Source organism: Providencia sp. AGC89, assembly GCF_053543535.1.
The window spans coordinates 1-21,861 of the sequence record NZ_JBIXLP010000063.1 but is presented as its reverse complement, the minus strand read 5'-3'; the positions used below and the strand labels follow the sequence as shown (position 1 = coordinate 21,861).

Here is a 21,861-nt window from a genome sequence, read left to right as displayed (position 1 = left end):
AATTAAGTAACATTTAAATAGATAACAAAGCGCTGTTAACTGAATAAATGGGGATGGCTATGGGTAAACAATTAATTTGGATTGTACTCGCTTTACTTGGTGCATTTTCACTAGGTTATATTGCCTTAAATCGTGGTGAACAGATCAATGCTCTGTGGATTGTTGTTGCTGCAGTATGTATTTATCTCATTGCATACCGCTACTACGGGCTATTTATTGCGAAAAAAGTATTACAAGTCGATTCAACACGTATGACGCCTGCAATTCGTCATAATGATGGGCTTGACTACGTACCAACAGATAAAAAAGTATTATTTGGTCACCATTTTGCCGCTATTGCTGGAGCAGGCCCTCTTGTTGGTCCGGTTCTTGCTGCCCAAATGGGGTACTTACCGGGTATGCTCTGGTTGTTAGCAGGAGTAGTACTGGCAGGGGCTGTACAAGACTTTATGGTGTTATTTGTTTCGACGCGACGAGATGGGCGCTCTCTTGGAGAGTTAGTTAAGGAAGAAATGGGTAATACAGCAGGTGTGCTGGCATTAATTGCATGCTTTATGATCATGGTGATTATCTTAGCGGTACTGGCCATGATTGTCGTTAAAGCGCTAACCCATAGCCCATGGGGAACTTACACTGTTGCTTTCACTATCCCATTAGCCATTTTCATGGGGATTTATACTCGTTATATCCGTCCTGGTCGTATTGGCGAAGTATCGATTATTGGGTTAATTTTCCTTGTCTTTGCCATTATTTCTGGAGGATGGGTTGCTGAAAGTGAAACGTGGGCACCTTATTTTGATTATACTGGTGTCCAATTAACGTGGATGTTAGTGGGGTATGGCTTTGTTGCTGCGGTACTTCCTGTTTGGTTACTCCTTGCTCCACGAGACTACCTTTCTACCTTCTTAAAAATCGGTACTATTATTGGCCTTGCTATTGGTATTTTGATTTTAAATCCTAATCTACAAATGCCATCACTAACGAAATATATTGATGGTACAGGCCCCGTTTGGGCAGGGGATTTGTTCCCATTCTTATTTATCACTATTGCCTGTGGTGCTGTTTCTGGCTTCCATGCGCTGATTTCTTCAGGCACAACGCCGAAAATGTTAGCAAATGAAAACCAAGCCTGCTTTATCGGTTACGGCGGTATGTTAATGGAATCATTTGTTGCCATCATGGCGCTAGTCGCAGCTTGTGTGATTGACCCAGGTGTGTATTTTGCCATGAATAGTCCAATGGCAATGTTAGCCCCCGCCGGTACACAAGATGTTGTTGCCTCTGCGGCTCAAGTTGTAAGTAGTTGGGGTTTCCAAATTACGCCTGAGCAGTTAAATACAATAGCTCATGAAGTCGGTGAGAGCAGTATTATCTCACGGGCAGGAGGAGCACCGACGCTTGCTGTCGGAATGGCCTATATTTTACACGGTGCACTTGGTGGGTTGATGAATGTCGCCTTCTGGTACCACTTTGCTATTTTATTTGAGGCGTTATTTATTTTAACTGCAGTTGATGCAGGAACACGTGCCGCACGTTTTATGCTGCAAGACTTGCTTGGGGTGGTGTCACCGTCACTAAAACGAACGGACTCACTGCCTGCAAACTTAATAGCAACCGCACTATGCGTACTGGCATGGGGATATTTCCTGCATCAAGGTGTTGTCGACCCTCTGGGCGGGATTAACACACTATGGCCACTATTCGGTATCGCAAACCAAATGCTAGCAGGTATGGCATTAATGCTCTGTGCTGTGGTACTGTTCAAAATGAAGCGTCAACGATACGCATGGGTTGCATTGATACCAACAGCTTGGTTATTGATTTGTACTATGACAGCTGGTTGGGAAAAAACCTTTAGTGAAGATGCCCGTGTTGGCTTCTTAGCTGTTGCAAATAAATTCCAAGCAATGATTGATAGTGGAAATATTCCAGTTCAGTACACCGAATCTCAACTCACGCAGTTGATTTTCAATAACCGTTTAGACGCTGGCTTAACTATTTTCTTTATGATTGTTGTGGTATTACTAGCTCTTTTCTCCATCCGCACTGCGTTGAAGGCCTTAAAATCTGACCAACCAACTGCGAATGAAGTACCCTACGAGCCAATGCCAGCCAACTATGAAGAAATCGTGGCAAATACACGACATCATTAATACACCGGAGATTGAGAGTTGAGCAGTTTTGTTTTAAATATTTAGTTTTTAAGTATTTATCAAGATTCACTCTCTTTCTCCAAAATAATTGAAGCTACAACACAAAATATGACGAGGATTTATGTTTGGAGAACTGGGAAAAGCAGCCCGCTACCTCGGCCAAGCGGCAAAAATGATGGTTGGCGTCCCTGACTATGACAACTATGTTGCTCACATGCAAAAAACGCATCCTGATCAAACGCCAATGACCTATGAAGAGTTTTTCAAAGAACGTCAAGACGCACGCTATGGTGGTAAAGGTGGGTTTAAGTGCTGTTAGCGACTTAAAATAGACAAAAAAGCCGAGGTCAGTTCACATCGACCACGGCTTTTTATTTTTAGCGATTCCGTATAGGATACGCTATTATTTTACGCGTGAAACGTATTCGCCTGAGCGAGTATCGACACGGATAACTTCACCGATCTGAACAAACAGCGGAACCTTAACAACTGCGCCAGTGCTCAGTGTCGCTGGTTTACCACCTGTACCAGCAGTATCACCTTTCAAGCCTGGGTCAGTATCGGTAATTTCTAACTCAACAAAGTTAGGCGGAGTTACCGCGATAGGACGACCGTCCCACAAAGTTAAAATACACTCTGCTTGGTCAACTAACCATTTGGCGTTATCGCCAACGGTTTTTTCGTCTGCTGCTAATTGTTCGAAAGTTTCGTTGTTCATGAAATGCCAGAACTCACCATCGGTATATAGGTAAGTTAAGTTCATATCCATGACATCAGCACCTTCAACGGAGTCAGTAGACTTAAATGTTTTTTCCAACAGCTTGTTAGAAATCAGTTTACGGATACGCACACGTGCAAATGCTTGACCTTTACCTGGTTTTACGAATTCACTTTCTAAAACGACACAAGGCTCGCCATCTAACATGATTTTAAGACCTGAGCGGAATTCATTGGTACTATAAGTAGCCATGGTGATCCTCTAATTTATAAACTAAAAATGGCATAGCCAAAAAATGGTCGATATTGTAACTCAAAATACCTCATCCAGAGAAGTCTGGATACAACAACTTGCTGAAGCAATCACTAATCCAGATGAATTGCTGCAAATGCTTAACTTAGAAAACCACCTTTTTTCGAAAGAAGGCAATGAAGCGCGTAAATTATTTCCTTTGCGTGTGCCAATGCCGTTTATCTCACGGATGAAAAAAGGCGATCCACTAGACCCTCTGTTATTGCAAGTATTAACGGCAAAAGCAGAGTTTGATATACATCCAGGTTTTTCTACAGACCCGCTAGAAGAGCAAGATAACGCAATTCCCAGTTTGCTGCATAAATACCACAACCGCGCATTACTGCTGGTAAAAGGTGGTTGCGCAGTCAACTGTCGCTACTGTTTTCGCCGGCATTTTCCTTATGAAGATAACAAAGGAAATAAAAATAACTGGTTGATGGCTGTGGATTATATAAAAAACCACACCGAACTCAATGAAATCATCTTCTCAGGTGGTGACCCACTAATGGCAAAAGACCATGAACTCGACTGGTTAATTAGCCAACTAGAGGCAATCCCACATATAAAACGCCTTAGAATTCATACTCGTTTACCCGTTGTTATTCCAGAACGTATTACCGACACACTATGCAACAGACTTGCGCGTGCGCGGCTTCAAGTGATTATGGTTACACATATTAACCATGCAAATGAAATTGATAAACCATTAACTGCCGCCATGTTTAAACTAAAGTCATCAGGTGTTACCTTACTGAATCAAAGCGTATTATTACGCCAAGTTAATGACAATGTAAGCGCATTAGCTAATTTAAGTAATGCCTTATTTGACGCAGGGATTTTACCTTATTACTTACATGTATTGGATAAAGTCCAAGGAGCAGCACACTTTTTAGTCAGTGATTTAGAAGCTCGACAATTAATACAGCAGTTATTAAGTCAGGTATCCGGATACCTCGTACCAAAATTGGCACGGGAAATTGGCGGAGAGCCAAGCAAAACATTGCTTGACCTAAATTTAAGGCAGATTTAAAAAGCAAAACGCCCAAATTACTGTAATTTGGGCGCTATGAAATCATATTAGGGACATTTATATACTTGGCCAACCATTTTGCTATCTAGCGGAATAAAGCTAGATAATACTGTTTCGCTTGGACTTGTTGCGCCAAAAATAACATTACCACCCATTGCAGCAGCTTTATTTCGCAAGTCATTCGCTGCACTGCGCATTGAGCTGGATTCATTATTCACACCGCTCAACCAGTTGCTTTGTGTCCCTGCAACCTGCCCCAGAAGCTGGCAATCACTTCCTGGTTGATTCTCAACAAAACGAACTTGTGAGCCTGCCGCAGTCAAATTAGTTGTTGTAGAACAACCCGCTAAAAGCAGTAATGCAGCAGCACCAATCAAGACTTTAATTCGCATGTTTTCCCTCATTTTTCATTGTGTTTTTTTTGCAACTGGTTTGAAAATCGTTTTAGTCCCAATACCATATTGATAGCAATATATCATGAAATATCTAGGAGGTGATTAACATACTGCGTCAAAATTACCGTGTAAATACCACAGTTCACCAGCCAAATAGAGTCTATCACAAAACAATCAAGACAACCGCCCTGTTGTTTATTTCTTCAAACCATTTTGCCTTACGCTAAATATAACCTTTTGATGGACCTTTACGCAAAAATAAATGGCATTTAACATTAATTTATATCCACCTAATGGCTGCTCCCATTTTGAGTTAATAACTGTAGCGTCATTTAAGAAGCAATAAAAAACCGGCACCGCTAGTTAAACTAACGGTGCCGGTCTTATATCGGCTAGTAACAACCAACTAAGCTAGCTGTTACCTAAGCTTGATGTCTTTTACATCATGCCGCCCATTCCACCCATGCCGCCCATACCAGCAGCACCTAAGTCAGGTGCATCTGATTTTGGCAGTTCAGTGATCATCGCTTCTGTCGTGATCATTAAACCTGCGATAGATGCTGCAAATTGCAGAGCAGAACGCGTTACTTTAGTTGGGTCTAAGATACCCATATCGATCATATCGCCGTATGCATCAGTCGCTGCGTTATAACCTTCGTTGCCTTGACCTGATTTAACTTTATTCACAACAACAGAGGCTTCTTCGCCTGCGTTAGTCACGATTTGGCGCATAGGTGATTCCATTGCGCGCAGAGCAACACGGATACCCACGGTTTGATCTTCGTTGTCGCCTTTTAAACCTTCCAGTTTAGCAGCAACACGAACCAGTGCAGTACCACCACCAGCTACAACACCTTCTTCAACAGCTGCGCGAGTTGCATGCAGAGCATCGTCAACGCGAGCACGTTTTTCTTTCATTTCAACTTCAGTTGCTGCACCAACTTTAATAACAGCAACACCGCCTGCTAATTTAGCAACACGCTCTTGTAATTTTTCACGGTCATAATCAGAAGAAGACTCTTCGATTTGCTGACGAATTTGAGCAACACGGCCTGAAATCGTCGCTTCATCACCAACACCATCAATAATGGTTGTAGTATCTTTGTTGATAACAATGCGTTTTGCTTGACCTAAGTCTTCTAACGTTGCTTTTTCTAGCTCCATACCGATCTCTTCAGAGATAACAGTACCGTTAGTCAGAACAGCGATATCCTGTAGCATTGCTTTACGACGATCACCAAAGCCAGGAGCTTTAACAGCCGCAACTTTAACAATACCACGCATCGTATTGACAACTAGTGTTGCCAGCGCTTCGCCTTCAACATCTTCTGCAATAATTAACAGTGGTTTGCTAGCTTTAGCTACGCCTTCTAATACCGGCAGTAATTCACGGATGTTAGAAACTTTTTTATCAACTAATAAAATAAATGGGTTTTCTAACTCAACAGCACCTGTTTCTGGTTTGTTGATGAAATAAGGGGACAGGTAACCGCGGTCAAACTGCATACCTTCAACCACATCCAATTCATCTTCTAGGCCTGTACCTTCTTCAACAGTGATAACGCCTTCTTTACCGACTTTATCCATTGCTTCTGCGATCAGTTTACCCACGGTTTCGTCGGAGTTTGCAGAAATAGTACCAACCTGTGCGATTGATTTAGAGTCTGAACATGGAACAGAAAGTGTTTTCAGCTCTTCAACTGCAGCAATAACGGCTTTATCGATACCACGTTTAAGATCCATTGGGTTCATACCCGCTGCAACGGCTTTTAAACCTTCAGTGATGATAGCTTGAGCCAAAACTGTTGCTGTAGTTGTACCGTCACCCGCAGCATCGTTAGCTTTAGAGGCAACTTCTTTCACCATCTGTGCACCCATGTTTTCGAATTTATCTTCTAATTCGATTTCACGTGCTACAGAAACACCATCTTTGGTGATAACTGGTGAGCCGAAAGATTTATCTAAAACTACATTACGGCCTTTAGGACCTAAAGTTACTTTTACTGCATCTGCCAGAACATTCACACCACGAAGCATTTTCGTACGTGCATCACTACCAAATTTAACGTCTTTAGCTGCCATTATCTCTTTCCTTCAAATTCTTTTCGTTAGTTGAGAAGTTTTAAGTGAAAATTACGCTTCAACAATTGCCAGAATGTCACTTTCAGACATGATCAGGACTTCTTCATTGTCGATTTTTTCAGCTTTCACACCATAACCGTCGTTAAAAATCACGATATCACCAACTTTCACATCCAGTGCTTTGATTTCACCATTTTCTAGGATGCGACCGTTGCCTACAGCAAGTACTTCACCACGAGTTGATTTAGCTGCAGCAGTACCAGTCAGAACGATCCCGCCAGCAGATTTTGATTCAACTTCTTTACGTTTAACGATAACACGGTCATGCAATGGACGAATTTTCATTAATAGTTCTCCTATAAATAAAGTCCACACTAGGTAAAAGGACGATACCAGTATGTCTCAAATAAACTAGTACCATGTTTGAGCAGATTGGGGCGAAACAGAGGGACTTCAAGGGGGGAGATAAAAAATTTTTCATTTTTATCTCCCTACAAAAAGAATGGATTTACGACTTGGGGCGGTCCTCTTTATCAGATGAGTCCGTTTTATCTGAGTTATCAATTGTAAAAGAAGGGTCATCTTGTTTACGTTGGAATTCCCCCTCAAAAGTGTCTCCATTTTGGTATTTCCCGCCCCCCGTTTGGCCAAAACCATTCCCCGGTTGATAAAAACGGATGTGAGGAATTAAACGCATTACAATGAGTTTTTGAATTGGCGGAAGTAACAACAATAAACCAATGAAGTCAGTAAAAAAGCCTGGAACGATAAGTAAAAAGCCAGCTAAAACCAACGCAACACTTTTGATCATTTCTGCTGCGGGACTTTCACCTGACACTAATTTTTGTTGGATTTGCAGTACATTTTTCATGCCTTGGTTCTTGACGAGTGAAACACCTAGACAAGAAGTTAGAACAACTAAAATCAAAGTCATTAATACGCCAACTTCGGACGCAACTCGCACAAAAATGACAGATTCAATGTAAACGAGAATACCTATCAGAATGAGTGGTAACCAGCGCACAAGTTCTCCTTTATTTCAATAAGCTATCAACTATTTTACGCCCCTTGGAAAACCTTTGTGAACTGTATCTAAGAGACAACTATCAATATTCGCTTTTTTCTTTAGTATAGCCATAATAATTGGGGCAGATATAACGCTTTTCAACTCACAGATTTTTCTCATTAATGATACTTATCTGTGATGAATGTCACACAACGTAAAATCTGTTGCATAAATCAAACTATATAGTGATCTAGGTTCAAGGCAGTACATGATTAAAAGCTTATCATCTACCCATAAATCAGTAGATCATAATGCTGACAACGTAGTAGTTGGTGTTAATCGCTTGTGAAGTTTTATTTCACAATATTAATCACCTGTGAATTTTGCTTTACGATATATTACTTTTTTTGCAAGCGCATAAACGGACAGTAAACTGTAATCTAATTAAGAAGGTTCTCATGTCAAACAATACTCGTATCGAAGAAGACCTGTTAGGTAAAAAAGAAGTTCCAGCTGATGCCTATTATGGTGTTCATACTCTGCGTGCGATTGAAAACTTTTATATCAGCGACCGCACTATTAACGATGTCCCAGAATTTATTCGAGGCATGGTTATGGTCAAAAAAGCGGCAGCTTTAGCCAATAAAGAACTGAAAACTATCCCACGTAATATCGCGGATACTATCATTAAAGCCTGTGATGTTGTATTAAATGAAGGCAAATGTATGGATCAGTTCCCTGTTGACGTATTCCAAGGTGGTGCGGGCACATCACTCAATATGAATACCAACGAAGTTCTGGCAAATATCGGTTTAGAGCTGATGGGCCATAAAAAAGGGGAATATGATTATTTAAACCCGAATGATCACCTTAATAAAAGCCAGTCAACTAACGATGCTTACCCTACAGGGTTCCGTATCGCAGTATATAACTCTGTACTGAAATTAATTGATTCTGTTGAATACCTGAAAAAAGGCTTTGAAGCTAAAGCTGAAGAATATAAAGACATTCTGAAAATGGGCCGTACCCAATTGCAGGATGCTGTTCCAATGACCGTCGGTCAAGAGTTCCATGCTTTCGCGACTCTTTTAAAAGAAGAAGAGAAAAATCTAAAACGTAGCATCGAATTACTGCTCGAAGTTAACTTAGGTGCAACTGCTATCGGTACTGGTCTGAATACCGCACCGGGCTATTCAGAAATAGCCGTTAAAAAATTAGCAGAGGTCACAGGCTTAGCTTGTGTACCAGCAGAAGACTTAATCGAAGCAACTTCAGACTGTGGTGCTTATATCACTGTACATGCAGGCCTAAAACGTCTGGCGATGAAACTGTCTAAGATTTGTAACGACTTACGTCTACTGTCTTCTGGGCCTCGTGCAGGTCTTAAAGAAATCAACTTACCTGAGTTACAAGCTGGTTCTTCTATCATGCCAGCAAAAGTTAACCCTGTTATCCCTGAAGTTGTTAACCAAGCTTGTTTCAAAGTCATCGGTAATGATATTTGCGTGACTATGGCTGCAGAAGCAGGTCAATTACAATTAAACGTAATGGAACCTGCAATCGGTCAAGCTATGTTCGAATCGATTTCCCTGATGAACAACGCCTGTCGTAATCTGCAAGAAAAATGCATTAGCGGCATTACAGTGAACAAAGAGATCTGTGAAGCGTTTGTATTTAACTCCATCGGTATCGTCACTTACCTGAACCCATTCATTGGTCACCATAATGGTGATATCGTCGGTAAGATTTGCGCAGAAACAGGTAAGAGCGTACGTGAAGTTGTTCTTGAACGTGGTTTACTAACAGAAGCTGAGCTGGATGATATTTTCTCTGTTGAGAACTTAAAACACCCTGCTTATAAAGCAAAACGTTTTGATGACTAAAAATTTATGTTTATCATAAATAATACTTAAAAATAAAGGCACGCCTCTCACCAGAAAGCGTGCCTTTTTTGATTCATACACACACAAAAAATTAACATAACAGTTTCATAATTTTAATTTTCATTTTGTCGAGGAGTAAACACTATGTTAGCCGTAGAATTTATTATTGTTCTGCTGGCCATCTTTTTGGGGGCCCGTTTAGGTGGGATAGGTATCGGCTTTGCCGGTGGCCTTGGGGTACTGGTACTCGCTGCAATTGGCGTGAAACCGGGTACGATTCCATTTGACGTTATCTCAATCATCATGGCTGTTATCGCCGCTATCTCAGCAATGCAAATTGCAGGGGGTTTAGATTACTTAGTTGCCCAAACAGAAAAATTACTGCGCCGCAACCCAAAATACATCACCATACTTGCCCCAATCGTCACCTATTTTCTGACCCTTTTTGCAGGAACTGGTAATATTTCTTTAGCGACATTACCTGTTATTGCAGAAGTCGCAAAAGAGCAAGGTGTTAAACCCTGTCGTCCACTTTCAACCGCGGTTGTTGCGGCACAGATTGGTATCACTGCATCACCAATTTCAGCCGCAGTGGTTTACATGGCATCAGTCATGGAAAACCCAGCAATGGTTGGCGCAGGAAATACTGTAAGTTACATCACGCTGCTGAGTATTTTATTACCGGCCACCTTCCTCGCTATCATTTTAATGTCATTCATCATTTCTTGGACATTTAATTCCAAGTTGTCTGATGACCCTATTTATCAAAAACGTTTAGCAGAAGGATTAGTCGAATTACGTGGAAGCCAAGTAAAAGAAATCAAAGCGGGTGCTAAATCTTCCGTCTTGTTATTCTTGTTTGGTGTTATCGGCGTTGTTTGTTATGCCATCATCAATAGCCCTAGCCTTGGTATTGTTGAAACACCATTAATGAACACCACTAACGCAATTTTAATTATCATGCTAACAGTGGCAACATTAATTACTGTACTATGCCGTGTAAACACCGATGCAATCTTGAATTCAAGTACCTTTAAAGCAGGTATGAGTGCATGTATTTGTATCTTAGGTGTGGCGTGGTTAGGTGATACTTTCGTACAGCACAACATTGACTGGATCAAAGCAACTGCAGGTGACTTAATCCACGAACATTCATGGATGTTAGCGGTAATTTTCTTCTTCTGCTCTGCACTACTTTATTCACAAGCTGCAACAGCAAAAGCACTGATGCCAATGGCATTAGCCTTGAATGTAAGCCCATTAACCGCTATTGCGTCATTCTCTGCGGTATCTGGTTTATTCATTCTACCAACTTACCCAACTCTGGTTGCTGCGGTACAAATGGATGACACAGGGACAACACGCATTGGCCGTTTCGTCTTTAACCACCCATTCTTCATCCCAGGCACTATTGGTGTTGCATTAGCCGTTTCATTCGGCTTCCTGTTTGGTGGTATGATCCTGTAGTTTTACTAATCATAATTAAATACACTTAAAACCCGTTGCGATTTGCGCGGGTTTTTTATATCTATACACAACAGTATGTTATTCTCTCTTATCAAAATAAAGTTACATACGTGACTATAAAAATAATAGGTCTCTTATAGGTTATCTATTATTTTTATTTAATATGTATAAAAATAATACCAATATACATATTTAAAGTGCATTACCCTCTTATTTTAGTCGTTAAAATAAAAACTAATTATAATAATTTTACTGGCGTTACATTTATATTAATACTCTCAATATAAGTGTAACAAACAATGACTGATTACATAAAATGATAAATAAAAAAGACATTTTTACGCTAATTTAGCTATAAAATTAAATGCTAAAAATAAAGAGAAAATAACAACAAATTGAAAATTAACCCCAAACAAATTAAAAATCACAAAACTAAACACCAACAAATCCATATCCCGCACTCATATATCGTGTATTGAATATAGAAATAACCTATTGAATCATTAAAACCAATTCGCCATAAATATTGGTAATAACTAATTAATCCTAGTTAAATAGACCGCGGAATTTATTACGATTACCTTTTATTAACCATCATCGTAATAGACGATAACAAAGAATATTTTTGATAATTAAATAGTGTACTATTTGTATCTATTTATTTGGAGGAGGAATGTTAAACGCTCAACGAAATGAAAATACTAATGTGACTATTTATATTGGAACATATTTAAAGCACCGCAGAAAAGCGGTTGGCTTAACGGGGGCGCAGTTAGCTTCCCGCTTAAATATTAGTCAACAGCAAGTTTCTCGTTATGAAAGAGGCAAAAATTCCATTACTATTCAAGGTCTTTTGGATATTTTACAAGCTCTTGAACTAAGAAAACACGATATAGATGATTTTATGAAAAATATTTTTCAGTTCTATTATATCGATGCTGCACTAGAAGCTAAGTTGATTAACTAATGTTTTAATATAAATTAAAAACAATCAGTCAATATCAGGGGGGTTCTCCCCCTCCTGTTGCCCACTTTTTCAGTTTATTTGCTCTCTTCTAATCGACTAAATCATTCCCCCTCATAAGCCCTAGCCATAACATGTGGGCGACTCACATTCTTAAGGCTGTATTATCTATTTTTCTCAATTGGTTGGGGGTAAAACAAACAGCTATAATTCAGAATTGAACATTGTTATGATGGGAGAAAATCAGACTTTACTGTGATGGAGTTAACAATGCCTATCCAACGTGACACTATTCTAAGTCATGCTTTAAACCAACTTGAAATCCAGGGTTTATCTGCATCCACAGAAAATTTACTGCATGAAATTGAATCTGATTTCTCTACTATACGCCAATTTTGGCCCGACGATGAAGCGCTTGTTTATGATTGCCTACGCTATCATGGTCAGCAAATTGAAGTGTGGCAGCGCCAAACACTCCTAGATGAATCATTAAATCCTCAGCAGAAGCTTATGGCCCGTTACCAGCAGTTATCCGAGAAAGTCCGTGAAGGGCGTTTCCCTGGCTGCTTGTTCATCTCTGCTTGTAATTATTACCCTGAATCAGAGCACCCTATTCACCAACTTAGCCGTCTGCAAAAAGAGAATTCCTTTAAATTTACCAAAGATTTGTTAGATGAGCTTGATATAGAGGACTCTGAGCTGGTTGCCAACCAAATGGAATTAGTACTAGAGGGTTGCTTGAACCGCTTGTTAGTTCAGCGAGATATTCAAGATGTTGAAATTGCTCAGCACTTATCCGAAGACATTTTAGCCATTGCTTTATGTCGTAAAAAAGGCGCCTTAAGTTAAAAAACCAACAACCGTTTATTAAACACACATCTTTTGCTGAAAAAGAAAACACTCAGTCGAAAAATATGTTTTTTTTATAAAAACTCATTGACGTAAACGGCCTAATACGGTTTAATGCGCCCCGTTGCCCGGATAGCTCAGTCGGTAGAGCAGGGGATTGAAAATCCCCGTGTCCTTGGTTCGATTCCGAGTCCGGGCACCACCTTATTATCAACAGACGTCAACCGACGTCTGTTTTTGTTTGTAAAGCCCGCTAAAATCAACACTCTCCTAAAGTTTCAACTCAACTGAATTCTACTCGATTCTATCCACATCAACCCCATTGTGTGGGTACAATTGCGGGTATACACTAGTTCGATAGAATTTTGTACCCACTTTATCTCTCAGGAAGCTCACTATGGCACTGACTGACGCTAAAATTCGGGCGGCTAAACCCGATGTGAAATCCTATAAATTAACCGATGGTGCAGGATTGCACTTATTGGTGCACACTAATGGTTCTAAGTACTGGCGATTACGCTATCGCCACTTAGGTAAAGAGAAAACCTTAGCATTGGGTTTATACCCTGATGTCTCTTTATCAGAGGCGCGTTTAAAACGTGATGAAGCCAGAAAATTGATTGCTGTCGGTGTTGACCCGTGCGAACAAAAACGTGTGGCTAAAGCAGCTTCTGATGCTAATCTCTCTTTTGAAACCATCGCAAGACAATGGCATGCCAGCAATAAAAAATGGTCTGAATCACACAGTGAAAAGGTTTTAAAGAGTTTGGAGTCGCATGTCTTTCCTTATATTGGATTACGCGATATCACTACCCTCAAAACCCCTGACCTGCTTATTCCTATCCGTGCAGCAGAAAGTAAAGAGATTTATGAGATAGCTGCGCGTTTACAGCAACGTATCGCTGCTGTCATGCGTTATGCGGTGCAATCCGGTATTATTGGTTATAACCCTGCCATTGATACCGCAGGGGCTGTAACGACTGTACAACGCCAACATCGTCCAGCTCTTAACCTTGACCGTCTACCTGAACTCATTGCCCGTATCGATGCTTATAAAGGGCAACCCGTCACTCGCCTAGCTGTGATGTTAAATTTATTAGTGTTTATTCGGTCAAGCGAACTTCGCTATGCGCGTTGGTCTGAAATTGACTTCGATAAAGCCTTATGGACTATTCCTGCTCAGCGAAAGCCTATACCCGGCGTTAAATTCTCACACAGAGGCGCTAAAATGCGCACTCCGCATTTAGTTCCCCTTAGCCACCAAGCCATCACTATACTGAAAGAAATTTGGGCATGGACGGGTGAACATGAATTGATCCTAACGGGCGCTCATAATCCCTTTAAACCCATGAGTGAAAATACCGTCAATAAAGCCTTACGTGTGATGGGCTATGATACGAAGACTGAAATTTGTGGACACGGTTTTAGAACGATGGCGTGTAGTTCATTAGTCGAATCAGGTTTATGGTCGAAGGATGCAGTAGAAAGGCAAATGAGCCACCAAGAACGTAACTCAGTGAGGGCTGCTTATATTCATAAGGCAGAACATATAGACCAACGCCGATTAATGGTGCAGTGGTGGGCGGATTATTTGGATGCTAATCGTGAACAAACTATTTCGCCATTCGACTTTGCAAAGTTGAATAATCCAATGAATCACTAAAACTTTAGCCATGTCATATAGGCGATCCATTTTCAATACGAGGAGTCGAATACTACGGTGGTATGCCGACTATATCGATTCATTGCGAAATGGTGGCAATATTGTTCATGGGAATTTTCATCGTCAAAACGCATGATAACTAACCACGATTTATCGTAATACATCTCATTCAATAAAGAAGCTTTATCACTGAAAGCCTCTGTCCTCACGGACAGGGGCTTTTTTGCTTTTTAATCAAAATAAAAGGAAATTATCATGGAAAATTACATTCGTTGCCCGGCCTGCGATTCAACTCGCATTCGTGAACGTCATATCGGGAAAAAGACAGGAGCTGTTGCTGGTGGCGTATCAGGCGCACTAGCTGGAGCGTCTATCGGCTCTGCTGTTCCTGTTGTAGGGACGATTGCTGGTGCTGCGGTAGGCGCTCTATTTGGACGTTTAGTCGCTGGAGCTACTGCTGGGGCTGTGAGTGGTTCAGCTTTAGATGGCGTGGTATTTGATCGTTATGAATGTATCGAGTGTGAATACACGTTTGATTGATAGCCATAAGTTAACGGAAACCCCTGATGGGGTTTCATCTCTTAGGAGTCTGTGAGTCTGAACTGACCCTAGTTTATTGGACAGGGGCTTTTTTCGTTTTAACCCGCGCAAATTGAGATCATGATAGAAAGCATAACATGTTATCGGGATTGTAAGGCAACTCATTATCCTGCTCTAAACCGTCATTAATCATTTTTAAAGCGAGTTGCCTGTTTTTCAGCTGATTGGCTTTTTATATCAATATCATCTTCTAAAGGGAAATAGATCTCTTTATCAAAATATCGCCATTAATTAAATCACAATACATCAATAATAGGACACGAATATGCGTATAACAGCGACAGCTTCCCCATGCCTAAAATCGGGAATGATTTCTGTTTTTATTACGAACTTAGGAAAATATAACGAAGGTGAACTAGTTGGTGAGTGGCTTGAGCTTCCAGCAACCTCAAAAGAGATCGAACACTGTTTAATGCGGATTGGCATTGATGGTATTCACTATGAAGAGTATTTTTTGACCGACTATGAATCTTCAATTGATGGCCTTTCTTCTTACATTTCAGAATACAGCCTTTTAGATGAGTTGAACGAGTTAGCCACGCAATTAGCCATGTTATCGCCTGATGAAATTGACCTTTATCAGGCTGCTATTGAAATCGCTTCTTCAGCGAGTTCAATCCATGATTTAATTCATTTAGCGGATAATTTAGATTCTTTCCAGCAATTAGAGGGGGTCAATAATGAATATGATTTAGGTTATTACTGGATAGAAGAAAGTGGTTGTTATGATTTAGCACAACTTGGGCACTTATCCCACTACTTTGATTATGAACGCTATGGACGTGATGTTTGTTTTGAACAAGGGGGTATTTTTCACAATGGAGGATATGTTTATCGTACGGGTGGGTAGATAGGGCAACCCGGTGATGGTAAAGCCGCTTCCCGACCTTGAGGGAAGAATAAATGATGCGGAGGGATACCGATAACATAAATGAGTTAGAACAGTCTCCAATCAAACTTTACTTTAAGCCATCTTTATGGATATACGTAAAGATGGCTATTATGGCATTATTTTTTTATTTAATTCAAGCTATTAAATAGATAATTATCTTACTATGAGGGAACAAAGACAAACCAAGATGAACTTAAGCGCTTATTCATGGCTATTCCAATGCGTCATCGGGTACATCAACAGCATCACCTAAGAGATCATCGGCTTGGGCGAAAATAAACAGTTTTAAAAACTGTTCAATACGCATATTTAGCTTAAACGGAGGGAGTGCCACGCCACCTTGTTTATCAAAATCAGCTTTGGCTTTTATTTTATCTACCGAATCTTTTAAGGCATCGAAGCGACCAAAGTTGTTCAGGTTTTTCTCGCTTACGTTATCAGACATTAATTCAATAAGCAGTCCTTTATCGGGTTATGATAACAAAACTGAAATTTGCGGGAAAATACAATAGAAAAACCCGCAATAACCTAAAAAACACTATAAAATTTGAAACAAATAGAAAATTGAGTTTTTAAATATTTTGTAATGAAGTAAGAATGGCTAACTGTCTTATCGCCTGAGCTATCACACTATCAGCGCTCTTAAATCAAGGAGTGCTATCCTTTTTTAAAATTTGTTATATTTGCCTTTTTATTCTAATAACAGGCACTACCTTTCTTTTCTACAAAATAAAATTAAATCTTATTTAGGACAGCACCTAATTATATATTCCATAGAAGAAAAATACCGATTTAAAGAACGATGACAATGATGTTTTAAAACCGAGTAAAGTCGGTTTTAAAACATTAACCTAAAAATCACCAAACTAACTAATCAGAAATAAGTTTATATAAATCATATGCTTTTACTTTTTTTGCTTCAATAGTTTTCATAATGTAGCCTTTAATTTCATTAATTTTAGAAACAGAAGCACCTTTACCATTAAATGCTTTAAAATCAATAACAAGCTCAGCGACTTCTGATTTCTTCGTTGAATATTCTGGGAATTCATATGAAACCTTACACTCTGCATCATAGTCAATGTCTTGCATTGTGTAGCTTGCCACGAGCTTTGATATTTTCAGATTTGGATGAAGGCTTCTATTTCTGAAGAATATAGACTCACCTAAAGTACCTTTTAGCTTTAACTCTTCAATATTACTCTCCAACCACTTTAGATCATCAGGAAAATTAGTTGCTCCATCCGGATAAAAATCAACATCTATAATTTTTTGAAAATAAAACTCATTTTGGATATGAGATTTGGCAATACTCTCAAGAAATAATATTCTTTTAGAATTATCAAAATGATTAAACTGAATTTTCAATATTTCAGAGTCTTGCTTAATATGCCCTTGAGCTTTCAAATGAGAATTCAATTTTCTGAGTATTTTATCTGCAACTAGTTTTGTTTCTTGAGAAGTATGATTGAGGGAAATATTCACCTCAACATCATCTTTTTTTTCACTATTTTTTTCTAATTCTATTCTACCAGAAAAATACTGTTCTGCTTCATACCAACCATTCATTAGATCTATACGTTTTATGGTGAAATCTAAAGCTATAGAATCGTCATTATCTTTTACATAAAAATCAGAAATACTTGTTACTTCATAATTACAAAAAGGATCATCAATCAAATCAGATAAGTTGAAATTATCACCTATAGAATCAATTAAAGACTCTTCTGAGTCCCACTTAAGAGTCCTCATGTTAATTTTTGAGCTATGCTCTTTAGTTTTAATTCTATCCTGAAGAAAATAGTACTCCGATGGGCTTACTAAAGTTTTAATCAATAATGGAACGGTATTATTTTTTTCGTCACTAGAGCAAAAGACTCCCCTTCCTCGTAATACAGACTTTACTTCACTTTTACTTATCTTTGATTGAGACAAGAGACTTTTTAAATTATCACCACTAGGTAGAATCATAGAATCCATTATCTTACCCTCGAAAATCGGTATTGTAGGAATCAATTTCTATATTTATATCTCTCTCAAGAGACAAACGTAATCTGTCCAAGTCTTCCTTAGCATCCAGTTTGTTATAATTACTAAATACGAATAAAAGATTTTTAGATATATCGGCTACTAAATCCCGTGTGCATGATAGTAAATGCGCAATGCTATCAGCAGAAAATGGCTCAGATGAAACCAAACAAATGATAGGTTGTTCTTGATTTCCTCTGTCAATGACAAAAGGGATGATTGGAGAAGAAATATATTCAACCGGAAATATTTTCCCAAAATATCTCTTACCAGTTATCGTCAGGTTTAGAGATGTTGGAGGATAGAAAAAATTAACTTTATCATCACCATACTTATTCTTTATATAAGTAATGCTCTCATATAAAAAAGATGCTCTTTTATTATCCACAACATGTATAGTTCTATATTTAAGATCACTACTAATTTGTGAGTTCTTAATCGAACTAATAATATCTTGTTTATCCGGATTAGTGTCATTATTAATATAAAAAAGAACCCCTGTATCAACTCTTTTACAACCATTATACCGACCAACAGAAACCACCTGCTGGTTGATTTCTTTTTTTAGTGGGGATTTTGCGTAACACTCAATAGCCGTAGCAATATCTTCGAAATGGCTTTTAAAAGTTGATGCCACTCTAGAATAAGGATTTGATGAATACTTTGATGATACTATTACATTCTCTATAGTTTTTGATTCTAACGGTGAATTATAAACAAATAGGGCATCAATACCATGTGTATTTTTTCCATGTTTACGAGTATGGCAGTCAACATGCTTGTTTGTCGCGTGGTTCTCCCATCCAAATATATTAAGAAAATGCGAGACTATATCCTCACCATAATCCCCTACTAGTTTAGAAAACTCCCCCATGAAATCGTCCTCTTATGTTAAATAAAAAAGTTAAAGCCCATTGACGCGTAGACCAAATTTTCAATGTGTTGAGCATGGTTATAAGTTCCTCTAATACAAATTTTATCTACATGGGCTAATCCATTATGACTCATATCCTTTCTTATGCAAAATAGTAGAAAGTGTATGACGAAACCCATGCACTGTAACGAGGCCTGCATATCCAATACGCTTTATGACTTAATTGAGGCTAATTGCGTATTCTGGCGAAGATGAACGGTTATTCCGGAGGAACATGAACGCGTTATTTCCTAACGCGCCCTAACTTCTTTTTATTACACCAACCGTTCACTTTCAGTCAACCTGTGCCAGTCGCTTTCTCATTGACTCTCCTTTCATTTCCAGCCGGTGGGCGTTATGCATCAGCCGATCCAGGATGGCATCAGCCAGCGTGTTATCACCCACACAGCCGTACCACTCATCCGTTGGCAGCTGGCTTATCATTACCGTGGCATTTTTACCGTAACGATCGTCCATCAGCTCCAGAAGATCGTTGCGTTGTGCCGGGAGTAACGGCTCCAGCCCCCAGTCATCCAGGATAAGCAACTGGGTTTTCGACAGCTGCGCAAGCTGCTTCCTGTAGCTGCCATCCGCCCGGCTGTGCGTCAGTTCAACCAGCAACCGGCTCAGCCGCCAGTACTGCACGCTGTAGCCCTGCTGGCAGGCATTGTTGCCCAGCGCACACCCCACGTAGGTTTTACCGCAGCCACAGGGGCCGGTTATCAGCAGGTTCTGTCCCCTGAGTACCCACTCGTTCTGGCTTAACTGAGCTATCCGCGAACGCTCCAGGTTCCTCGGTGGCTGGTAGTCTATATCGTGGACAGAAGCCTCCAGCCTCAGCCGGGCCTTCTGCAACAGACGTTTCTGTTTGCGCTGGTCCCTTTCGAGGGATTCATGCGTGACCAGCAGGGCCAGCCTTTCCCGGAAGGAGAGGTCTTCGTAAGTGCCGGGTTGCTCCATCTGTGAGGATGTCAATGGCAGTTTAATTTTGCCCCCTTTAAGGCTCCAGTTGGCAATTTACAATTGACCCCATTGACTACACTTCAGACACGATTGGCGCAATGCCTATTTTACGCTTATCCTTTAAACGATAACTTTCACCGCTAATTTGAATCACATGACAGTGATGCAATAATCTATCTAACATCGCAGCTGTCAATGTTGTATCATGGGCAAATGCGCTTGCCCATTGACTGAAGGGCAAATTACTAGTTAATAACGTACTTCCTTTTTCGTACCGCTTGGCTATTACGTTGAAAAAGAGATTCGCTTCTTCTCGCCCAAAAGGTAAATAACCAATTTCATCAATAATTAGGAGCTTGGGACTTATCACAACCCGTTGTAAGTAGGATTTTAATTTACCTTGATTATGTGCGGTTCCCAGTTGTAACATTAAATCTGCTGCGGTAATAAATCGCGTTTTTATATTCGACATAATCGCTTTATAGCCGAGAGCTATCGCTAAATGGGTTTTTCCAACACCGCTCGGACCCAGCATAACAACGTTCTCATGACGTTCAATAAAACTGAGACCCGATAATTCAATTAGTTGGGATTTAGGAACACCGCTCGCAAAGTTAAAGTCATATTCCTCAAGCGTTTTGATGTTAGGTAACCCTGCAAACTGCAAGAGTGTCGCCTTAGTACGCTGCATCTTAGCATTGATTTCCTCAATCAGAAGTTTTTCAATAAAGTCAGCATACGACCCTTCTTGTTCAAGGTGTTTTTCAGCAATCCTAGGCCAGCTTTCAGGTAATGCGTAGAGTCCTAGTTGGCGACAAGCATCAGCAATACGTTCAGATTGTAAATTCATAATGTTCCCTGCAACAGTTGATCATAGACGCTAAGCGGATGCTGTAGGCTTTCAAATGGCATCGGTGTCATCTTTATCTTCTGATAGCTATCAATATTGCCAAACTTTATCGGCAATGGCAGTAAGGCATTCTGCTCTGTGATTAAGCGTTGGTTCGGTATTTCACCTGTCGTACCGTGGACTCTTGCATTGGCAACTTGAGTTAACCAGTAACCGACATAACCATTTGCAGTTTGGACATCCAGTTGTAACTCTGACATCCTTAATGTTGCTTGTAATGGCACAACAAAGCTTGATTTTAGGTAACGGTTAAAACGTTCAACTTTCCCCTTTGTTTTGGCTCGATAAGGGCGACAAACGGTCAGGTTAAAACCATAATCCTGAGCAAGAGATAAAAGCTTAGGATTCCAACGATGCTCTCCTACTCGGTAAGCATCACGCTCAAGGATGATCGCCTTTGCGTTATCAAAAAGAATCTCATGAGGAACACCGCCAAAAAACTCGAAGCTACGGACTAATCCATCAACCCATGCATCGGTTCGTTCATTGTCATAAAAATGAACATAACTGGCTCGAGAGTAACCTAGCGTTGCAACAAACGCCTTTAATGCCTGTTTACCTCGCCGAATAATGGTAAAATCAACTTGCAACTGCTTTCCTGGCTTTGTTTCAAATCGTACAAGAGGTTCTGGCAATGCTTTAGGTTTTAAAGTCGCTAGATATCCACTTAATATTCGACGTTTTCCTTGATATCCCAAAGCAAGAATTTCTTCATAAAGAACGGATGCCGGTATCCAATCAGGATGAGCCGCATCAATCCGAGACTGAATATAGTCTTTAAATGGCTCTAGTTTGCTTGGACGATGAGTTTTACGCTGATAAACAGGTTTAGTATCAGTACGTTGCAAATACTTTTTAATCGTATTACGCGCTAGACCTGTTTCACGAGCAATCCTTTTGATCGACTTCCCCTGTTGTTTGAGAACTTTTATTGTCACAACCTTCTCCTGAGTTAACATTGAAAAGCGGCCTCACAAGTAAAACCGCTATATTACGTCAGGGGTCAAAATTCAATTGCCAATATGGGGTCATTTTTACACTGCCAGTAACA

General features: G+C 39.9%; 21 protein-coding genes, 1 tRNA gene and 1 pseudogene. 11 read left to right on the top strand and 12 right to left on the bottom strand.

The window, feature by feature from the left end; translation table 11 throughout:
- Nucleotides 1-59 precede the first annotated feature (59 nt).
- On the top strand, nt 60-2,153 hold the full coding sequence (gene cstA / locus ACIPUA_RS12040; protein ID WP_094301223.1) for a pyruvate/proton symporter CstA: 2,094 nt from the start codon (nt 60-62) through the stop codon (nt 2,151-2,153).
- A 121-nt stretch (nt 2,154-2,274) separates the two neighbouring features.
- Nucleotides 2,275-2,472, top strand: a complete 198-nt coding sequence (locus ACIPUA_RS12035) for a YbdD/YjiX family protein (protein ID WP_004258665.1) — start codon at nt 2,275-2,277, stop codon at nt 2,470-2,472.
- Between the two features lie 84 nt (nt 2,473-2,556).
- On the opposite strand, the gene efp is transcribed toward ACIPUA_RS12035, so the two are convergent.
- A complete protein-coding gene (gene efp, locus ACIPUA_RS12030; RefSeq protein ID WP_042846375.1) occupies nt 2,557-3,123 on the bottom strand; it encodes an elongation factor P in 567 nt (188 codons plus the stop codon).
- 43 nt (nt 3,124-3,166) lie between these two features.
- Between efp and epmB the strand changes: the two genes are divergently transcribed.
- Nucleotides 3,167-4,195 carry an EF-P beta-lysylation protein EpmB gene (epmB, locus tag ACIPUA_RS12025; RefSeq protein WP_449059705.1) on the top strand — a complete coding sequence of 343 codons (1,029 nt, stop codon included), beginning with the start codon at nt 3,167-3,169 and terminating at the stop codon, nt 4,193-4,195.
- A gap of 47 nt (nt 4,196-4,242) precedes the next feature.
- On the opposite strand, the gene ACIPUA_RS12020 is transcribed toward epmB, so the two are convergent.
- From ACIPUA_RS12020 to ACIPUA_RS12005, 4 genes are all read right to left on the bottom strand, one after another.
- Nucleotides 4,243-4,587 (bottom strand): DUF4156 domain-containing protein, encoded by a 345-nt coding sequence (locus ACIPUA_RS12020; RefSeq protein ID WP_042846381.1) that lies wholly within the window; start codon nt 4,585-4,587, stop codon nt 4,243-4,245.
- Nucleotides 4,588-5,028: 441 nt separating this feature from the next.
- On the bottom strand, nt 5,029-6,672 hold the full coding sequence (gene groL / locus ACIPUA_RS12015; RefSeq protein ID WP_042846383.1) for a chaperonin GroEL: 1,644 nt from the start codon (nt 6,670-6,672) through the stop codon (nt 5,029-5,031).
- Between the two features lie 51 nt (nt 6,673-6,723).
- A complete protein-coding gene (locus ACIPUA_RS12010) occupies nt 6,724-7,017 on the bottom strand; it encodes a co-chaperone GroES (protein WP_042846384.1) in 294 nt (97 codons plus the stop codon).
- 163 nt (nt 7,018-7,180) lie between these two features.
- Nucleotides 7,181-7,696 (bottom strand): FxsA family protein, encoded by a 516-nt coding sequence (locus tag ACIPUA_RS12005; protein ID WP_042846385.1) that lies wholly within the window; start codon nt 7,694-7,696, stop codon nt 7,181-7,183.
- A gap of 440 nt (nt 7,697-8,136) precedes the next feature.
- Here ACIPUA_RS12005 and aspA point away from each other — a divergent pair, with 440 nt between their 5' ends.
- The 8 genes from aspA (at nt 8,137) to ACIPUA_RS11965 (ending at nt 15,954) form a co-directional block, all read left to right on the top strand.
- On the top strand, nt 8,137-9,561 hold the full coding sequence (gene aspA, locus ACIPUA_RS12000) for an aspartate ammonia-lyase (protein WP_042846386.1): 1,425 nt from the start codon (nt 8,137-8,139) through the stop codon (nt 9,559-9,561).
- A gap of 144 nt (nt 9,562-9,705) precedes the next feature.
- Nucleotides 9,706-11,028, top strand: coding sequence for an anaerobic C4-dicarboxylate transporter (locus ACIPUA_RS11995; RefSeq protein WP_048606083.1), 1,323 nt, complete (start codon nt 9,706-9,708; stop codon nt 11,026-11,028).
- A gap of 673 nt (nt 11,029-11,701) precedes the next feature.
- Nucleotides 11,702-11,995, top strand: coding sequence for a helix-turn-helix domain-containing protein (locus ACIPUA_RS11990; RefSeq protein ID WP_042846388.1), 294 nt, complete (start codon nt 11,702-11,704; stop codon nt 11,993-11,995).
- A gap of 273 nt (nt 11,996-12,268) precedes the next feature.
- Nucleotides 12,269-12,841, top strand: a complete 573-nt coding sequence (gene dicD, locus ACIPUA_RS11985; protein ID WP_409076827.1) for a division control transcriptional repressor DicD — start codon at nt 12,269-12,271, stop codon at nt 12,839-12,841.
- A 126-nt stretch (nt 12,842-12,967) separates the two neighbouring features.
- A tRNA-Phe gene (locus ACIPUA_RS11980) sits at nt 12,968-13,043 on the top strand.
- 195 nt (nt 13,044-13,238) lie between these two features.
- On the top strand, nt 13,239-14,504 hold the full coding sequence (locus ACIPUA_RS11975; protein ID WP_449059704.1) for a tyrosine-type recombinase/integrase: 1,266 nt from the start codon (nt 13,239-13,241) through the stop codon (nt 14,502-14,504).
- Between the two features lie 255 nt (nt 14,505-14,759).
- The gene (locus ACIPUA_RS11970; protein WP_008913927.1) at nt 14,760-15,044 is read left to right on the top strand and encodes a hypothetical protein; all 285 of its coding nucleotides are present in this window, start codon (nt 14,760-14,762) and stop codon (nt 15,042-15,044) included.
- A 325-nt stretch (nt 15,045-15,369) separates the two neighbouring features.
- Entirely contained in the window at nt 15,370-15,954 is a 585-nt protein-coding gene (locus ACIPUA_RS11965) for an antirestriction protein ArdA (RefSeq protein ID WP_449059703.1), read from the top strand.
- Between the two features lie 253 nt (nt 15,955-16,207).
- Here ACIPUA_RS11965 and ACIPUA_RS11960 read toward each other — a convergent pair whose 3' ends face one another.
- From ACIPUA_RS11960 to istA, 7 genes and pseudogenes are all read right to left on the bottom strand, one after another.
- Complete coding sequence (locus ACIPUA_RS11960; RefSeq protein ID WP_449059702.1) at nt 16,208-16,441, bottom strand: hypothetical protein; 234 nt, start codon at nt 16,439-16,441, stop codon at nt 16,208-16,210.
- A gap of 425 nt (nt 16,442-16,866) precedes the next feature.
- Complete coding sequence (gene gapS4b, locus ACIPUA_RS11955; RefSeq protein ID WP_449059701.1) at nt 16,867-17,976, bottom strand: GapS4b family protein; 1,110 nt, start codon at nt 17,974-17,976, stop codon at nt 16,867-16,869.
- Between the two features lie 4 nt (nt 17,977-17,980).
- A complete protein-coding gene (gapS4a, locus tag ACIPUA_RS11950) occupies nt 17,981-18,898 on the bottom strand; it encodes a GapS4a family protein (RefSeq protein WP_449059700.1) in 918 nt (305 codons plus the stop codon).
- Between the two features lie 17 nt (nt 18,899-18,915).
- A pseudogene (locus ACIPUA_RS11945) lies at nt 18,916-19,117 on the bottom strand (integrase); the annotation flags it as partial.
- Between the two features lie 114 nt (nt 19,118-19,231).
- Nucleotides 19,232-19,954 (bottom strand): IS21-like element helper ATPase IstB, encoded by a 723-nt coding sequence (gene istB / locus ACIPUA_RS11940; protein WP_449059718.1) that lies wholly within the window; start codon nt 19,952-19,954, stop codon nt 19,232-19,234.
- A 19-nt stretch (nt 19,955-19,973) separates the two neighbouring features.
- Nucleotides 19,974-20,750 (bottom strand): IS21-like element helper ATPase IstB, encoded by a 777-nt coding sequence (gene istB, locus ACIPUA_RS11935; RefSeq protein WP_040133147.1) that lies wholly within the window; start codon nt 20,748-20,750, stop codon nt 19,974-19,976.
- The gene (istA, locus tag ACIPUA_RS11930) at nt 20,747-21,769 is read right to left on the bottom strand and encodes an IS21 family transposase (protein ID WP_316928257.1); all 1,023 of its coding nucleotides are present in this window, start codon (nt 21,767-21,769) and stop codon (nt 20,747-20,749) included. Before istA ends, istB (ACIPUA_RS11935) begins: the two co-directional genes overlap by 4 nt.
- Between the last annotated feature and the right edge of the window lie 92 nt (nt 21,770-21,861).

What these genes read in the sequence shown, in the direction of transcription:
- gapS4b (WP_449059701.1), bottom strand. Translation starts at nt 17,976, where the DNA reads ATGGATTCTATGATTCTACCTAGTGGTGATAATTTAAAAAGTCTCTTG.
- ACIPUA_RS11975 (WP_449059704.1), top strand. Translation starts at nt 13,239, where the DNA reads ATGGCACTGACTGACGCTAAAATTCGGGCGGCTAAACCCGATGTGAAA.
- istA (WP_316928257.1), bottom strand. Translation starts at nt 21,769, where the DNA reads ATGTTAACTCAGGAGAAGGTTGTGACAATAAAAGTTCTCAAACAACAG.
- istB (WP_040133147.1), bottom strand. Translation starts at nt 20,750, where the DNA reads ATGAATTTACAATCTGAACGTATTGCTGATGCTTGTCGCCAACTAGGA.
- ACIPUA_RS11995 (WP_048606083.1), top strand. Translation starts at nt 9,706, where the DNA reads ATGTTAGCCGTAGAATTTATTATTGTTCTGCTGGCCATCTTTTTGGGG.
- cstA (WP_094301223.1), top strand. Translation starts at nt 60, where the DNA reads ATGGGTAAACAATTAATTTGGATTGTACTCGCTTTACTTGGTGCATTT.
- ACIPUA_RS11970 (WP_008913927.1), top strand. Translation starts at nt 14,760, where the DNA reads ATGGAAAATTACATTCGTTGCCCGGCCTGCGATTCAACTCGCATTCGT.
- aspA (WP_042846386.1), top strand. Translation starts at nt 8,137, where the DNA reads ATGTCAAACAATACTCGTATCGAAGAAGACCTGTTAGGTAAAAAAGAA.
- ACIPUA_RS12010 (WP_042846384.1), bottom strand. Translation starts at nt 7,017, where the DNA reads ATGAAAATTCGTCCATTGCATGACCGTGTTATCGTTAAACGTAAAGAA.
- ACIPUA_RS12020 (WP_042846381.1), bottom strand. Translation starts at nt 4,587, where the DNA reads ATGCGAATTAAAGTCTTGATTGGTGCTGCTGCATTACTGCTTTTAGCG.
- groL (WP_042846383.1), bottom strand. Translation starts at nt 6,672, where the DNA reads ATGGCAGCTAAAGACGTTAAATTTGGTAGTGATGCACGTACGAAAATG.
- ACIPUA_RS11965 (WP_449059703.1), top strand. Translation starts at nt 15,370, where the DNA reads ATGCGTATAACAGCGACAGCTTCCCCATGCCTAAAATCGGGAATGATT.
- ACIPUA_RS12035 (WP_004258665.1), top strand. Translation starts at nt 2,275, where the DNA reads ATGTTTGGAGAACTGGGAAAAGCAGCCCGCTACCTCGGCCAAGCGGCA.
- epmB (WP_449059705.1), top strand. Translation starts at nt 3,167, where the DNA reads ATGGTCGATATTGTAACTCAAAATACCTCATCCAGAGAAGTCTGGATA.
- ACIPUA_RS11960 (WP_449059702.1), bottom strand. Translation starts at nt 16,441, where the DNA reads ATGTCTGATAACGTAAGCGAGAAAAACCTGAACAACTTTGGTCGCTTC.
- ACIPUA_RS11990 (WP_042846388.1), top strand. Translation starts at nt 11,702, where the DNA reads ATGTTAAACGCTCAACGAAATGAAAATACTAATGTGACTATTTATATT.
- gapS4a (WP_449059700.1), bottom strand. Translation starts at nt 18,898, where the DNA reads ATGGGGGAGTTTTCTAAACTAGTAGGGGATTATGGTGAGGATATAGTC.
- efp (WP_042846375.1), bottom strand. Translation starts at nt 3,123, where the DNA reads ATGGCTACTTATAGTACCAATGAATTCCGCTCAGGTCTTAAAATCATG.